Origin of the sequence: Pseudomonas sp. JDS08PS003 (genome assembly GCF_045013505.1) — a bacterium.
Taxonomy (GTDB): domain Bacteria; phylum Pseudomonadota; class Gammaproteobacteria; order Pseudomonadales; family Pseudomonadaceae; genus Aquipseudomonas; species Aquipseudomonas protegens_B.
Genome location: NZ_CP120724.1, coordinates 6939124 through 6953078 on the forward strand (window position 1 = coordinate 6939124; position 13955 = coordinate 6953078).

General features: G+C 62.5%; 14 protein-coding genes. 7 read left to right on the plus strand and 7 right to left on the minus strand.

Annotated features, from left to right (window positions below; translation table 11 throughout):
• Positions 1 to 40: 40 nt before the first annotated feature.
• The gene (locus P7C00_RS31105) at positions 41 to 496 is read right to left on the minus strand and encodes a YaiI/YqxD family protein (protein ID WP_346633350.1); all 456 of its coding nucleotides are present in this window, start codon (positions 494 to 496) and stop codon (positions 41 to 43) included.
• A gap of 82 nt (positions 497 to 578) precedes the next feature.
• Positions 579 to 2477, minus strand: a complete 1899-nt coding sequence (locus tag P7C00_RS31110) for an FTR1 family protein (protein WP_404937882.1) — start codon at positions 2475 to 2477, stop codon at positions 579 to 581.
• A gap of 242 nt (positions 2478 to 2719) precedes the next feature.
• On the opposite strand from P7C00_RS31110, the gene P7C00_RS31115 reads away from it, so the two are divergent.
• From P7C00_RS31115 to P7C00_RS31135, 5 genes are all read left to right on the plus strand, one after another.
• Positions 2720 to 4093, plus strand: coding sequence for a COG3014 family protein (locus P7C00_RS31115; protein ID WP_404937883.1), 1374 nt, complete (start codon positions 2720 to 2722; stop codon positions 4091 to 4093).
• Positions 4094 to 4313: 220 nt separating this feature from the next.
• Positions 4314 to 5807 carry a hypothetical protein gene (locus P7C00_RS31120; protein WP_346633353.1) on the plus strand — a complete coding sequence of 498 codons (1494 nt, stop codon included), beginning with the start codon at positions 4314 to 4316 and terminating at the stop codon, positions 5805 to 5807.
• 12 nt (positions 5808 to 5819) lie between these two features.
• Positions 5820 to 6191, plus strand: a complete 372-nt coding sequence (locus P7C00_RS31125; protein WP_346633354.1) for a YcfL family protein — start codon at positions 5820 to 5822, stop codon at positions 6189 to 6191.
• A gap of 33 nt (positions 6192 to 6224) precedes the next feature.
• Positions 6225 to 6812, plus strand: a complete 588-nt coding sequence (lpoB, locus tag P7C00_RS31130) for a penicillin-binding protein activator LpoB (protein ID WP_123726784.1) — start codon at positions 6225 to 6227, stop codon at positions 6810 to 6812.
• 3 nt (positions 6813 to 6815) lie between these two features.
• Positions 6816 to 7559: a penicillin-binding protein activator LpoB gene (locus P7C00_RS31135; RefSeq protein WP_404937884.1), complete on the plus strand. Its 744-nt coding sequence runs from the start codon at positions 6816 to 6818 to the stop codon at positions 7557 to 7559.
• Between the two features lie 57 nt (positions 7560 to 7616).
• Here the strand turns inward: P7C00_RS31135 and P7C00_RS31140 are convergent, their stop codons facing one another.
• From P7C00_RS31140 to P7C00_RS31150, 3 genes are all read right to left on the minus strand, one after another.
• Positions 7617 to 8249, minus strand: a complete 633-nt coding sequence (locus tag P7C00_RS31140) for a LysE family transporter (protein WP_123726786.1) — start codon at positions 8247 to 8249, stop codon at positions 7617 to 7619.
• Between the two features lie 115 nt (positions 8250 to 8364).
• Positions 8365 to 8946, minus strand: a complete 582-nt coding sequence (locus tag P7C00_RS31145; protein ID WP_123726787.1) for a mechanosensitive ion channel family protein — start codon at positions 8944 to 8946, stop codon at positions 8365 to 8367.
• Complete coding sequence (locus P7C00_RS31150; protein ID WP_404937885.1) at positions 8946 to 10856, minus strand: ATP-binding cassette domain-containing protein; 1911 nt, start codon at positions 10854 to 10856, stop codon at positions 8946 to 8948. The genes P7C00_RS31145 and P7C00_RS31150 overlap by 1 nt, the downstream gene beginning before the upstream one ends.
• Before the next feature lie 50 nt (positions 10857 to 10906).
• Here P7C00_RS31150 and P7C00_RS31155 point away from each other — a divergent pair, with 50 nt between their 5' ends.
• Positions 10907 to 11371: a TIGR02444 family protein gene (locus tag P7C00_RS31155; RefSeq protein ID WP_346633356.1), complete on the plus strand. Its 465-nt coding sequence runs from the start codon at positions 10907 to 10909 to the stop codon at positions 11369 to 11371.
• On the opposite strand, the gene P7C00_RS31160 is transcribed toward P7C00_RS31155, so the two are convergent.
• The gene (locus P7C00_RS31160; RefSeq protein ID WP_404937886.1) at positions 11368 to 12465 is read right to left on the minus strand and encodes an AlgP family protein; all 1098 of its coding nucleotides are present in this window, start codon (positions 12463 to 12465) and stop codon (positions 11368 to 11370) included. The two genes, P7C00_RS31155 and P7C00_RS31160, sit on opposite strands and share 4 nt — an antisense overlap.
• Positions 12466 to 12658: 193 nt before the next feature.
• Between P7C00_RS31160 and P7C00_RS31165 the strand changes: the two genes are divergently transcribed.
• Positions 12659 to 13324: an FKBP-type peptidyl-prolyl cis-trans isomerase gene (locus P7C00_RS31165; protein WP_346633358.1), complete on the plus strand. Its 666-nt coding sequence runs from the start codon at positions 12659 to 12661 to the stop codon at positions 13322 to 13324.
• A 61-nt stretch (positions 13325 to 13385) separates the two neighbouring features.
• On the opposite strand, the gene P7C00_RS31170 is transcribed toward P7C00_RS31165, so the two are convergent.
• Positions 13386 to 13844: an Rsd/AlgQ family anti-sigma factor gene (locus P7C00_RS31170; protein WP_011064170.1), complete on the minus strand. Its 459-nt coding sequence runs from the start codon at positions 13842 to 13844 to the stop codon at positions 13386 to 13388.
• Positions 13845 to 13955: the final 111 nt, after the last annotated feature.

A 13955-nucleotide genomic window follows, 5' to 3' on the forward strand; every position in this document is an offset into this window, starting at 1 on the left:
CCCTAGCCCCCCACTTCAGGAGGAGCCGCTGGCTCCTCCATCAGGCCTGACGCGCCAGCCGGGTCAGAATCCGGTCCAGGGCATTGGCGAACGCCTGCTTCTCCCGCTCGCCATAAGGCGCCTGCCCGCCACTGACCTGCCCCTGCTCCCGCAGATCGGTGAACAGATTACGCACCGCCAGGCGCTCCCCCATGTTCTGCGCATCGAACTCCTTGCCTCGCGGGTCCAGGGCCGACACACCCTTTTTCACCAAACGATCGGCCAACGGCACATCACTGCAGATCACCAGTTCACCGGGCACTGCATGCTCCACCAGGTAATCGTCGGCAGCATCCGGGCCACTGGGCACCACAATCAATTTGACGCAGGCAAAGGCCGGCTTGATCTGCGCTTGCCCGGCCACCAGCACCACCTCGAACTGGCGCTTCAAGGCAAAGCGCACCACCTGCTCCTTGGCCGCCTTGGGGCAAGCGTCGGCATCGATCCAGACACGCATTGATGTTCTCCTCACAAAATGCAAAACGGGCAAGCCAGCCCCCGCAGGAGCGGGCTTGCCCGCGATCAGCGACGCTGCCGACTCAAGACGCGCGCAGTCGCTGCTTCTCACTCATGCGGCTGCGACTGTACAGCACCACGATCGCCAGGATCGACACGGCCTGAGCCCCCAGCGAGTAGGCATCAGCATGAATGCCCAGCCAGTCGAAGTCGAAGAAGGGTACCGGCCGGGTGCCGAAGATGCCCGCTTCCTGCAACGCCTTGACCCCGTGCCCGGCAAATACCACCGACAAGGCACACAACAGCGCCGCGTTGATGCCGAAGAACAGCGCCAGAGGCAGCTTGGCCGAGCCTCGCAGGATCACCCACGCCAGGCCCACCAGCAACACCAGAGCGGTGGCACCACCGGCCAGTACCGCGTTATGCCCGGCGGGACCGGCCTGCAGCCACAGGGTCTCGTAGAACAGGATCACCTCGAACAGCTCGCGATACACCGAGAAGAACGCCAGCACGGCAAAGCCGAAACGTCCGCCGCCGCCCACCAGGCTGCTCTTGATGTAATCCTGCCAGGCCGCTGCATGCCGGCGGTCGTGCATCCACACCCCGAGCCACAACACCATGACACTGGCGAACAACGCCGTGGCCCCCTCCAGCAGCTCCCGCTGGGACCCGCTGACATCAATGACATAGGCCGCCAGGGCCCAGGTGGCCAGACCGGCCAACAGGGCCAGCCCCCAACCGACGTTGACACTGCGCACCGCCGACTGCTGGCCGGTATTGCGCAGGAACGCAAGGATCGCCGCCAGCACCAGAATGGCTTCCAGGCCTTCGCGCAGAAGGATCAGCAAACCGGAGATAAAGCTCAGGGACCAGCTCAGGCTGTCGCCACCCAACAACTCGGCGGACGCCTTGAGCTTGGCCTTGGCGGCGTCCAGGCGCTGTTCGGCCTGGGCCACCGGCAGCCCGTCCTGCAATGACTGCCGGTAGGCCATCAAGGCCTTCTCCGTGTCCTTGCGCACTGTGGCATCGACGTTGTCCAGGGAGCTTTCCACCAGCTCGAAACCTTCCAGATAAGCCGCTACCGAAAGATCGTAGGCTTGCTCATGGTCGCCGTTGCGATAGGCCGCGAGGCTCTTATCCAGGGTCGAAGCGGTGTAGTCCAACAACTGCGCCGGGCCACGCTTGACCTGAGGCGGCTGGGCCCGCTGCGCGCGGAACGTAGCGGCTGCCTGCGGCCCCTGGGCGGCCAGCACTTCAGCAGGTGTCTGCCGGGCCAGGTCGGCCAGGTTAAAGCTCTGCTCGCCCTTGGCCGCTGCAGGATCGGCGCTGAACCCGGCGATGTAGGTGGCCAGGTCCCAGCGCTGACGGTCATCCAACTGATCGGCGAAGGCCGGCATGTCGGTGCCTTCGACACCCAGCCCCAGGGTGTTGTAGACCGCGTACAGACTCAGGCGATCAAGACGCTCGGCATCCCGCAGGTTGGCCGGCGGCGGAGTCATGCCCACACCTGCCGGACCATCGCCAGCGCCTTTCTCCCCGTGGCAGACCGAGCAATGCTGGGCATACAGCGGCGCACCGCGAGCAGGGTCCGGGGTGATGACCGGTGCCTGACTGACCTCATAGGCCACCGCCAGCTTGGCCCCCATCTGCCGCGCCAGGCGTGCCACTTGGCTACCCTCGACGCGATCGTCCACCGCCTTGCGCAGGCTGACGATGCCCTGCTCCAGTTCGGCTTTCTCCGGCTTGGCCGGCAGGTCGGCGATCAGCCCCTGCAGGACTCCAAGAAACTCCACCTGCTCGCGGTATTCGGACTCGTCGATGACCTTGCCGGCGTCAACCGTGGGCGGGTAATCGGCGCCAATGTAATCCAGCAGATGCAGGGCCTTGGGCGCGCCATCGACGGTATCGGCCAGCAGGTTGGAGCTGCAGAGCGCGAGTACCGGCAGCACCAGCAATGCCAGTAAACGGGAAGGGCCAGTCATGAACGAATCTCAAATGGAAATACGAAGTAACATATTGTTCACTCCCAGTGAGTTTCACTCAAGGCTTATCCGCCTGTTGAAACACTTGCGCCGACCACCGCCTGCCCAACGGCACCCGCCCGCCGACCGTGCGACAAGCGCTCAAGCCGGCCACCACGACCCGATAGCCCTTCCCTGCCCACTGCCTGCCACTGATAATGCGCCACCTCTTGCAGGTCTCGTTCAGGGAAGAAACACCATCTATGACCCGCTGCCTCATACCCTTGCTGATGTCGATCCTGCTGCTGTTGAGCGGCTGTTCGATCTTTCGCAACTACGACCTGGAGCTGCAACAGACCAACCAGCAACTGCAAGCAGGCAATGTCGACGGCGCCCTGGACCTGCTGGAGCAGCACAATCCCTGGCAAGACAAGGACCTGCTCTATTACTTCGAGAAAGGCGAGCTGCTGCGGGCCAAGGGCGACTTGATTGGCAGCCAGCTGGCCTGGCGCCGGGCCGACCGGGTGGTGTTCACCTGGGAGGAATCGGTGAAGTTCGACAGCGCCAAATACCTGGCCCAATTCGGTAGCTACCTGATCAACGACAAGGTCCGGCGCTACGAAGGCTACGACTACGAAAAGGTCATGCTCACCACCCAGATGGCGATCAACCACCTGGCCCTGCAGGACTTCGACGGCGCGCGCATCGAGATCAAGAAAACCCATGAGCGCGAAGCGCTGATCGCCGAGCTGCGGGACAAGCAATACCTGCAACTCGAAGAGCAGGCCCGCAACCAGGGCATCAACGTGCGCTACCAGGATCTGCAGGGCTATCCGGTCGCCACCCTGGACGCCCCCGAAGTGCTGGCGCTGAAAAACAGCTACCAGAGCGCCTTCAGCCATTACCTGGCCGGCTACCTCTACGAAGCCCTGGGGGAAAAAGCCCTGGCCGCCGCCGGTTATCGCCAGGCCATCGAGCTGCGCCCCCATACTCCGCTGCTGGAGCAGGCCCTGGGCAGCCTCGATCGGGCGACCGCCAAGGCCGACGAAAGCGACCTGCTGATCATCGTGCAAAACGGCCTGGCACCCGCCCGCGGCTCGGTGCAATTGCCGGTGACCGTGGACATCGAGGGTCAGCCGATCCCCACACTGATGTCCTTTCCGATCATGGTGGCCGACAACTCCACCAGCGCCCTGGGCCAGGTCAGTGTGGATGGCCGCAAACAGACGCTGACAGCCCTCAACAGTGTCAGCGCCATGTCCCGCCGCGCCCTGCGTGACGATATGCCGGGGATCATCCTGCGTACCACCTATCGCGCCCAGTCCTACGCATCCTTCCAGGCCCAGCAGTTGAAGAAGGACCCGGAACGGGCCAAGGAACGTCAGCGTCTCAACGTGCTGATAGAAGATGCCGACACCCGCACCTGGCGCACCCTCCCCGACACCACCCAAGTGACTCGCCTGCGCCTGAAAAAAGGCCAACACAGACTGACCCTGGGCAAGACAGGCCAATTGCGCTTCAAGCTGGACCAGCGCTACCAGGTCATCAGCCTGCGGCGCGTGGGTGATCAGCTGTTCGTCATCGCCCCTGCCCCCCTGGAAAAGAACCCACTGGCGGCCTGGTTCGGCAACCAATGAGCAGCGGCTCACATAGTGGCAAAAACCAATCAAATTGAAGTTAAAAAGCCATTACAGCGCCAGAGTCCGCGTTTATAATGCCGCGCCCTCGTTATCGCGAGACGGCATTTAAGCTCCTCTTTTTATGAGGAATTGGCAGGATAGCCGCTGTTCCTGCCAGTGGGTTCGTCCAGCCCGACCCGCACGCCAGGCTGTCTCATTCAGGGAAGAAGAAGTACCCATGGCATCCCGCGTCCTCACCTCGATTGCGCTTGGCGCAGTCACTCTGCTCGCTGGCTGTTCGGCCTTCCGTAGCTACGACAACGAGCTTCAGGAAACCAACCAGCAACTGCGCGCCGGCAACCTCGATGCCGCCCTGACCCTGCTGGAAAAAAACAACAAGGGTGAAGACAAGGACCTGCTCTACTACTTCGAAAAGGGCGAGTTGCTGCGAGCCAAGGGCGACCTCAATGGCAGCCAGGCCGCCTGGGGCCATGCCGATCAAGTCGTGGGCAACTGGGAAGACTCGGTCAAGCTCGACACCGACAAGTACCTGGCCCAGTTCGGCAGTTTCCTGGTCAACGACAAAGTTCGTCGCTACGAAGGCTATGACTACGAAAAGGTCATGCTGACGACCCAGATGGCCATGAACCTGCTGGCCAGCAACGACTTCGACGGCGCCCGCATGGCGATCAAGAAGACCCACGAACGCGAAGCGGTGATCGCCGAACTGCGGGACAAGGAATACCTCAAGCGCGAGGACGAAGCCGAGAAGCAAGGGGTCAAGACCGAGTACAAGGACCTCAAGGGCTACCCGGTGGAAGCCCTCGACGCTCCCGATGTGGTCAACCTGAAGAACAGCTACCAGAGTGCGTTCAGCCACTACCTGGCCGGCTTTGTCTATGAAGCTCTGGGCGAGAAGGACCTGGCGGCTCCCGGCTATCGCAAGGCCGCGGAACTGCGTCCCAACACGCCGTTGCTGGAACAGGCGCTGCTGAATCTGGACGCCCCCGTGGAGCCGCTGAAAGTCGAAGCCCCGAGCAAGTCCTCGGCCAAGTCCAAACGCAAGACGGCAGCCAAGGCTCCGGTCAAGGCCCCCGTGGTAGCAGCCCTGGCGGCAGATGAGAGCGACGTGCTGATCGTGGTGCAAAGCGGCCTGGCCCCGGCCCGGGACTCGGTGCGCATCCCCCTGCCGCTGCCGATCAACGGCAACCTGGTCATCACCCCTCTGTCGTTCCCGGTGATCAAGGCCGACACCTCGACCCAGACCTTTGCCCAGATCGGCATCGACGGTCAGCAGCAGAACCTGACCCTGCTCAACAGCACCACCGCCATGTCCCGTCGCGCCCTGCGTGACGACATGCCGGGAATCATCCTGCGCACCACCGTGCGCGCTGTGACCCGTGGCGTGGCGCAAAAGAACCTCAACGAGGTCAATCCCCTGGCCGGCCTGGCCGTGGGCCTGGCTTCGGCGGTGACCGAAGGTGCCGATACCCGCACCTGGCGTACCCTGCCGGACAACACCCAGGTAGCCCGCCTGCGTCTCAAGCAGGGCGAACACAGCCTCAGCCTGCCCAACGCCCAGGGCGGCACTCAAGTGCAGGTCAAGGTTGATCAGCGCTATCAGGTGATCGCCCTACGGGTGGTGGGCAACCAGGTGTTCAGCAGCGGCCTGGCCGCTCATGTCATCCCGAACAACGCCGGCCAGAACATGGCCAGCAACCAACGTCCTTAAGCGGAGCCCCCCATGCGCTTGAAACTCCTCGCTGTTGCCGCACTGGCCGTTCTGGCCGGTTGCGCCACCCCACCACCTCCTGCTCCCGGCAGCGCCGCGAGCAAGGTGGTGGTGATGAACAAGTTCAACAACATCGCCATCGGCGCGATGCGGGTCGCCCGTGAAAACGGCTTCCTGACGGTCAAGGTGGCGCTGAACAACACCAGCCACACCAACATGACCATGTACTACCGCTTTGTCTGGCTGGGTGACGACGGTTTCCCGGTTGCCGATGAAGAAAGCTGGAAAGTCTTCAACCTGTACGCGGCCCAGGCCACCTTCCTGCCGGCCATCGCACCGGTGCCCAAGGCCACTGACTTCCGCCTGGAAGTCAAAACCCAATAAGCCGTTCCTGAACCCGATCAAGAGAGCACTTCCATGTTTGCACGCTTTTCCTTCCTCGCCGTGGTCGCCCTGCTGGCCAGCGGCTGCGCCAATACCTCCCCGGTCCTGGGCGGCAAGAACATCAGCTACGGCGACAGCAAGGCCGTGGAACTGGTGACCAACGAGTTCGGCTCCACCGACCTGCAGATGATCGCCGAGTCCATGACTCGCTCCCTGGCCCAGTCCGGCATCCTCCAGGGTCGCCCGGTGGTGCAGGTCTACGATGTGAAGAACAAGACCAGCGAGTACATCGACACCCGCGAGATCACCACCTCGATCAAGACCCAACTGATGAAGTCCGGCACCGCGCGCTTCGCCAGCGATAACACCGCCATGCAGAGCCAGGTAGACCAGCTCAAGCTGCAGAACCAGAGCGGCCTGTACAAGAAGTCCACCGTGGCCAAGACTGGCAACATGGTCGCCGCCAAATACCGTCTTGAGGGCTCCATCAGCTCCATCGTCAAGCGCAGCAGCGATTACAAGGACGTCTTCTACAAATTCAGCCTGCAACTGATCGACGTCGAGAGCGGTCTGGCCGAGTGGATGGACGAGAAAGAGATCCGCAAGACCACGGAGCGCTAAACAATGCGTGCATGGATTGGCATCCTGGCCCTGGCCTATGCGTTCAGCGCCCAGGCGGCCCCGAAAGTTGCAGTCATGGACCTGGCCTACCAGGAACGTGTGCAGGAATACATTCACGTGGTTTCGGCCCAGCAGAACTACCGTGAGGGCTACTACAGCTCCAGCGGTTCGGCCAGCTACAACGAACTGGAAGCCAGCACCAGCTACATCGAAGAAGGCGAACTGCGCAAGTTCACCGGTGATATCAAGGGCGGGATTCTCAAGTCCGGGATGTTCCAGCTGGTGCAGGGGTCGCCCCACACCGATTCGTCCAAGACCAACGTCTACGACATCATCAAGCGCATCAAGGCCGGCAACTTCAAGGGTGCCGACTATGTGCTGTTCGGTACGGTGTCGGACATCGACTTCACCCAGGACATCAACGAGCTGGCCAATACCAACAGCTACTCGGCGGTGCTGGGCCTTACCCTAGTGGCGGATTTCAGCCTGATCAACACCCGCACCTTCGAGATCACCTCGGCGTTCACCGCCATGGGCGAAGGCCAGGACACCAAGCTGGTGAACAGCCGCGACATCCGTGTCTCGCTGAACCGGCCACGGGTGGTGCGCGAAGTCTCCAAGGCCCTGGGCGAAGACGTTACCCGGCAGATGGCCGAGCAACTGGGTCGCGGTGGCTACGAGCAACAGGGGCAAGCGCCGATGCGCAACAACCTGCCGCCGGACACAGCGCCGGTAATCCTGCGCTAAGCCGTACGCAAACGAAAAAGGCGACCCGTGGGTCGCCTTTTTTTGTCTCTGAAAAACCTAGGCCGCCGCTTTGCGAATGGTCGCCAGGAAGCCCGCCGCGCCGAGGAACAAGCCGGCGAAGGTACGGTTCATCCGACGCTGCTGGACCGGGGTACGCAACAAGCGCAGGACCTTGGACGCCAGCCCGGTGTAGCCGGCCATGACGATCAGATCGACCACGATCATGGTGGCGCCGAGAATCAGGTACTGCTTGACCAGGGGCGCATGGGGGTCGATGAACTGCGGCAGTACCGCCAGCATGAACACCAGGGCCTTGGGGTTGCTGATGTTCACCAGGAAGCCGCGAAACACCAGGGCCAGAGGCTTGCCGATGGGGCGGATGGCGGCGTCATCGCTCAGATCGCTGGGCAGCGCGCGCCATTGCTTGACTGCCAGGTACACCAGATAGGCCACACCGAACCACTTGATTGCATAGAAGGCGGTGGCAGAGGCGGCGAGGATGGCGCCGACACCGGCGGCGACAATGACAATCTGCAGGGCCAGGCCCAATTGCAGGCCCAGGGCGTTCCAGTAGCCGCGCCAGAAACCGTATTGCAGGCCGCAGGACATCGACGCAATGGCGCCGGCTCCCGGGGAAAGACTGATCACCCAACTGGCGGCAAAGAACGCCAGCCATGTCTCAAGCACCATCGCACACCTCGGATCGGATTGGTCGTGACTGCCTAAGCTAATCCTCCGACCCGCGGCTGACCATATTTTTTTCTCGGATGGTTCCTGATCGCAACCTGTCCGCAGTCCCCTGGGACTACTTTTCGCCAGTCCCCACCGGCAGCACATCGCTGCCGCGCCAGCGACGCACCGAGCGCTGGAAGAACAGGCTATTAGGCACCTGGACCATGGCACTGCCGGTACCGGCTTCCTCGGACTCGATCAGGGTGGTGTACAGCAGGTTGATCGCCACGACCCGGCCCTTGACGCCGGGCTTGTCGACAGTGTCCACCAACTCCACCACGTCACCCAGACGGAACGGACCGACGGTGAAGATCAGGATCGCGCACAGCAGGTTGGAGAGCACGCTCCACATGGCGAAGAACGCCACTGCCGCCACCGCGACAAACCCGGACAGGGCGGTCCACAGTACCGTGGCGGAAACCCCCAGGCGCTCCAGGACGAAGATCACCGCGCTGCCCATGATCAGCCAGCGCAGACCGCCACGCAGGGGCATCAGCAATTGCGGCGGGAACGGGTAACGCTCCCCCAGGCGGGTGAGGCCACGGGCGACAAAACGCTGAGCCAGGTAGCCCGCCAGGAGAATCAGCAAGATCTGCACGCCGATCCACAGAGGCGCGATCCATTGCGCCGGCAAAGACAGTTGCAGCGCCTCCATCAGGACAGCGCCTCAAGTTCCGCCTGCATGCTTTCCAGCAACTCCAGGGCTTCCATCCAGGCCTCTTCCAGCTCGGACTCACGGGACTTGAGCTTGGCTTGCTCAGCCAACAGATCCCGCAGCTCATCCTTGCGCGCCGATTCGTAAAGACCACTGTCGCCCAGGCTGGTCTCGATCTTGGCCAGGCGCTCATGGACCTTGCCCAGTTCGACTTCCAGCTTGTCGGCCTCGCGCTTGTGCGGTGCCAATTGCTGACGCAATGCAGCCGCGGCCTGACGCTGAGCTTTCTTGTCGGTCTTGTCCGGATTGACCGGCGTGTTGCTGACCGGGGCATTGCGCTGGCGGTAGTCCACCAGCCAACGGGTGTAGTCATCCAGGTCGCCGTCGAACTCCTCGACCTTGCCGTCGGCTACCAGGAAGAAGTTGTCCGTGGTGCTCTTGAGCAAATGACGATCGTGAGAAACCACCAGCACCGCGCCGCTGAACTCTTGCAGGGCCATGGTCAGGGCCAGGCGCATCTCAAGGTCCAGGTGGTTGGTGGGTTCGTCGAGCAGCAACAGGTTCGGCCGTTCCCAGGCGATCAGGGCCAGGGCCAGGCGGGCTTTTTCACCGCCGGAGAAATTCAGCACCGGCTCGTCGATCCGCGCGCCGCGGAAGTCGAAGCCGCCGAGGAAGTCACGCAAGGTCTGCTCGCGCTCGGTGGGTGCCAGCCGCTGCAGGTGCAGCAAGGGGCTGGCCTTGGAGTCCAGGGAGTCCAACTGATGCTGGGCAAAGTAGCCCACCACGGTGTTCTCGCCCCGGGTCAGGCGTCCGGACAACGGCTGCAGCTCACCGGAGAGGTTCTTGATCAGGGTCGACTTGCCGGCGCCGTTAGGGCCCAGCAGGCCAATCCGCGCGCCCGGCGTCAGCTGCAGCTTGACCTTCTCCAGGACCGCGCGCTCGCCATAACCCAGACGGGCATCGGAGAGGTCGATCAGCGGGCTGGAGATCTTCGTCGATTCGCGGAAGGTGAAGTCGAACGGCGAATCCACATGGGCCGCCGACAGCTCTTCCATCCGCTCCAGGGCCTTGATCCGGCTCTGGGCCTGGCGAGCCTTGGTGGCCTGGGCCTTGAAGCGAGCAATGTAGCTTTCCATGTGCGCGCGTTGCGCCTGCTGCTTCTCGTAGGCCTGCTGTTGCTGGGCCAGACGCTCGGCACGGGCCCGCTCGAAGGCACTGTAGCCACCGCGATAGAGGGTGATCTTGCGCTGGTCGACGTGAGCCACGTGATCGACCACAGCATCGAGGAAATCCCGATCGTGGGAGATCAATAGCAAGGTGCCGGGATAACCCTTGAGCCAGTCTTCGAGCCAGATGATGGCATCGAGGTCCAAGTGGTTAGTGGGTTCGTCGAGCAGCAACAGGTCCGACGGGCACATCAGCGCCTGGGCCAGGTTCAGGCGCATCCGCCAGCCCCCGGAGAAATCACCGACCTGGCGGTCCATCTGTTCGTTGGTGAAGCCCAGTCCAGCCAGCAGCTTGCGCGCCCGGGCGTCAGCGGTGTAACCGTCGGCGCTGTCCAGCTCGGCGTGCAGCCGTGCCTGGGCGGCGCCGTCATGGGCCTCTTCGGCGGCGGCCAGCTCTCGCTGTACCTGGCGCAGACGCAGGTCGCCGTCGAGCACATAGTCCACCGCCAGGCGCTCGAGGGTATCGACCTCCTGACGCATGTGGGCAATGCGCCAGTCGGCGGGCAGGAAGCAGTCACCCGAATCCGGATGCAGCTCTCCACGCAACAAGGCGAACAGGCTGGATTTGCCGGCGCCGTTGGCACCGATCAGGCCGGCTTTCTGGCCGGCGTGCAGAGTCAGCTCGGCGTCTTCTAGCAGACGTTGCGGGCCACGCTGTAAAGTCAGGTTCTGAAGTCGAATCATAATGGCGGCGGAGTCTACCAGCTTCGCTCGCAACTGGCGCGAGTAGCACTATGTCCTCTGACCTGTGGAGTTTTTCCCTGAACACCTATGCCCTTCCCGGCGTGCAGGAAGCCTGTCTGCAACTGCAGGGCGAGGGTGCCAATGTCTGCCTGTTGCTCTGTGGCGCCTGGCTTGGCCAGCGGGGAATCCGCTGCGATAGTCAGCGCCTGGAGCAATTGAAAGCGTTCGCGGCGCCCTGGCACCGGGACGTGGTTCAGCCCCTGCGCGACTTACGCATTGGCTGGCGCGATGCGGCCCGCGAGGACCTTGAGTTGAGTGCCTTGCGCGAACAGGTCAAGACCCTGGAACTGGAAGCCGAACGGCAATTGCTGTTGCGCCTGCAGGAGCGGGTACGGGAATGGCCGGAAGCTCAAGCGAAGAGCCTGGAAGACTGGCTTGGAGGATTGGCGGCCGGAGCCGCCGAACGCAACCGCGACGCGCTGCAGGTGCTGCGCGTCGCGGTGACCGGCGCTTAAGAAGCGCTGGAAGGAGTACCGGCAGGAGCCGGAGCGGCAGGAGCGGTGCTCGCAGCTGCTGGCGAGGCTGCAGGCGCGGGTGCAGCAGGCTTGACCGCAACCGCTGCTGGAGCAGCTGGCTTGGCCGCCGGGGTGACGGGTTTGGCTACAGCAGGCTTGGCTGCTGGCTTGGCTGCCGCCGGCTTTTTCGCAGCCGGTTTAGCTGCAGGTTTAGCCGCCGGCTTGGCTGCTGGTTTCGCAGCCGACGATGCTGCTGGCTTGGCGGCTACTGCAGGCTTGCTGGCGGGTTTGGCAGCAGGTTTGGCCGGCGCTTTTGCGGCGGCAGGTTTAGCTGCGGGTTTGGCTGCCACAGGTTTTGCGGCGGCTGTTTTAGCCGCTGCGGGTTTGGCCGCAGGCTTGGCAGCGGGTTTAGCAGGTTTGGCTGCTACAGGTTTGGCGGCAGGTTTAGCCACTGGCTTGGCGGCAGCTTTGGCTGCAGGCTTGGCGGCAGCCGTCTTGGCGGCAACAGGTTTGGCAGGCGCAGGCTTGGCGGCAGGTTTAGCCGCTGCGGGTTTGCTCGCCGCGGGTTTGGCTGCGGGTTTAGCTGCACTGGCAGCCGCTTTTTTCGCCACTGGCTTGGCGGCAGATTTGGCAGGTGCTTTGGCTGCAGGCTTGGCCGCTGGTTTCTTCGCCGCGACAGCTACCGGCTTGGCATCACGAGTGCTCAATACCTTGGCCACTGCTTCCTTCACACGACCCACGCCCTGGGCCAGTTTCAGGCTTTCCTGGGCATCGCGCTTGAGTTGCAGAATGTAGCTGCGGGTCTGTGCCTGGCGCTCTTTCAATGCATCCAGCAGGTCTTCGAGTTCCTTCACCGCGGTCTTGGCCTTGGCTTGTGCCTTGGCCTTGCCGGCCGCCGCAGCGTCCTGCAATTTGGTGCGCGATTTGTGCAGTTTTTCCTGCGCTTTGCCCCGTTGTTTTTCCAGCTTGGCGAGCAGTTTTTCAGCATCAGCCAAGGCTTGGGAACAAGCGTTTTCCAAATGTTCGAGCAAGCTGCCCGACAGCTGTTGGAGCAAATGCAACGGAGTATTTACAGGCTTCTTATTGGCCGACATGGTTTACCTCCTGGCTGACGTGAGTTGCGGCTCATACTAGACCTCTGCTGCTACCGCCGCTAGGGCATGTTGACAGTATCGAAAGCCCGGCGTTGCAGCGGATTGAAAATGTTCTTCGCCGTCATCGAAGTTGCTCACCAACCCGTGCTTTGTCGCTGGCATAATCCACCGCTACTCAGGCCGGAGAGTGCCCATGTCGCGTTACCTGTTTTTATCCCTGAGCCTGTTCTTGCCACTGGCTCAGGCTGCTGCCGAAGCGCCGCCCAATGACGCTCACGACCTTGCCTACAGCCTGGGCGCAAGCCTCGGTGAACGACTGCGCGACGAAGTGCCCGATCTGCAGATCCAGGCATTGGTCGAGGGTTTGAAAGCCGCTTATCAAGGCAAGCCACTGGCCCTAAAAACCGAACGCATCGAACAGATCCTGACTGAGCACGATGCGCAGATCAGTGAGCAGTCGACCAAGTCGAAAACTGAAGCGGCCCTGGAAAACGAACGACGCTTTCTCGACCAGGAAAAAGCCAAGCCCGGCGTTCGCCAACTGGCCGATGGCATTCTCCTGACCGAACTGGCACCCGGCAGTGGTAACAAGGCCAGCCCCAACGGCTCCGTCCAGGTGCGCTACACCGGACGCCTGCCCGATGGCACCGTGTTCGATCAGACCCAGCAACCGCAGTGGTTTCGCCTGGACAGTGTGATCGAAGGCTGGCGCAGCGCCTTGTCGCAGATGCCCACCGGCGCCAAATGGCGACTGGTGATTCCTTCGAATCAGGCCTACGGCACCGAAGGCGCGGGCGACCTGATCGCGCCTTACACACCGCTGGTATTCGAGATCGAACTGCTGGGCGTCGCCGGCTAAGGCACAGAAACGAAAAACGGCACGCCAAGGCGTGCCGTTCCTGTATTGCTCGGCCCTGTTCTCAGGCTTGAGCTACCGCTTCCTGCTTGTGGGCGTTATGCAGCACTTCGATCAGGCAATCTTCCAGTTCGAAGCGTTCGTGCAACAGACCGCCCAACTCCTTGAACTTCTGCGCCACGCACTGACCCGCATCACACAGGTCGTTGAACGCCAGGAGCTTTTCAGTGATCACGTCGATGCGCGGATAGAGGGTATCGGCCAGCTCGAGCCCGCGCTTGTCGCCAAAGGCCTTGGCCTCGCTGGTGAGCTGTTCGTAGATTTCAAAATGACCGGCGGAAACGTAGTCCACCAGAATCCCGCAGAATTCCTGCAGCGGTTTCTTGCTCTCGCTCAGGGCTTCAGGCTCGGCGCCCAACGCATCATAGGCTCGAACCAGTTCGTGACGCTCCTGCAACCAGCGGTCGATCAGCAGATGCACTCCACCCCAGCGTTCCTGAGCATTCTGACAACTTTCGAGCATGGTGATCTCTCTTCCCTTATGGGTCATGCCACTTGCCCGCCGCCCCCCTTTGGAGACTCTGGATCCGGTCAGGCGCAACGGCATCGAGCAACATAATTCCAGTGACGCGTG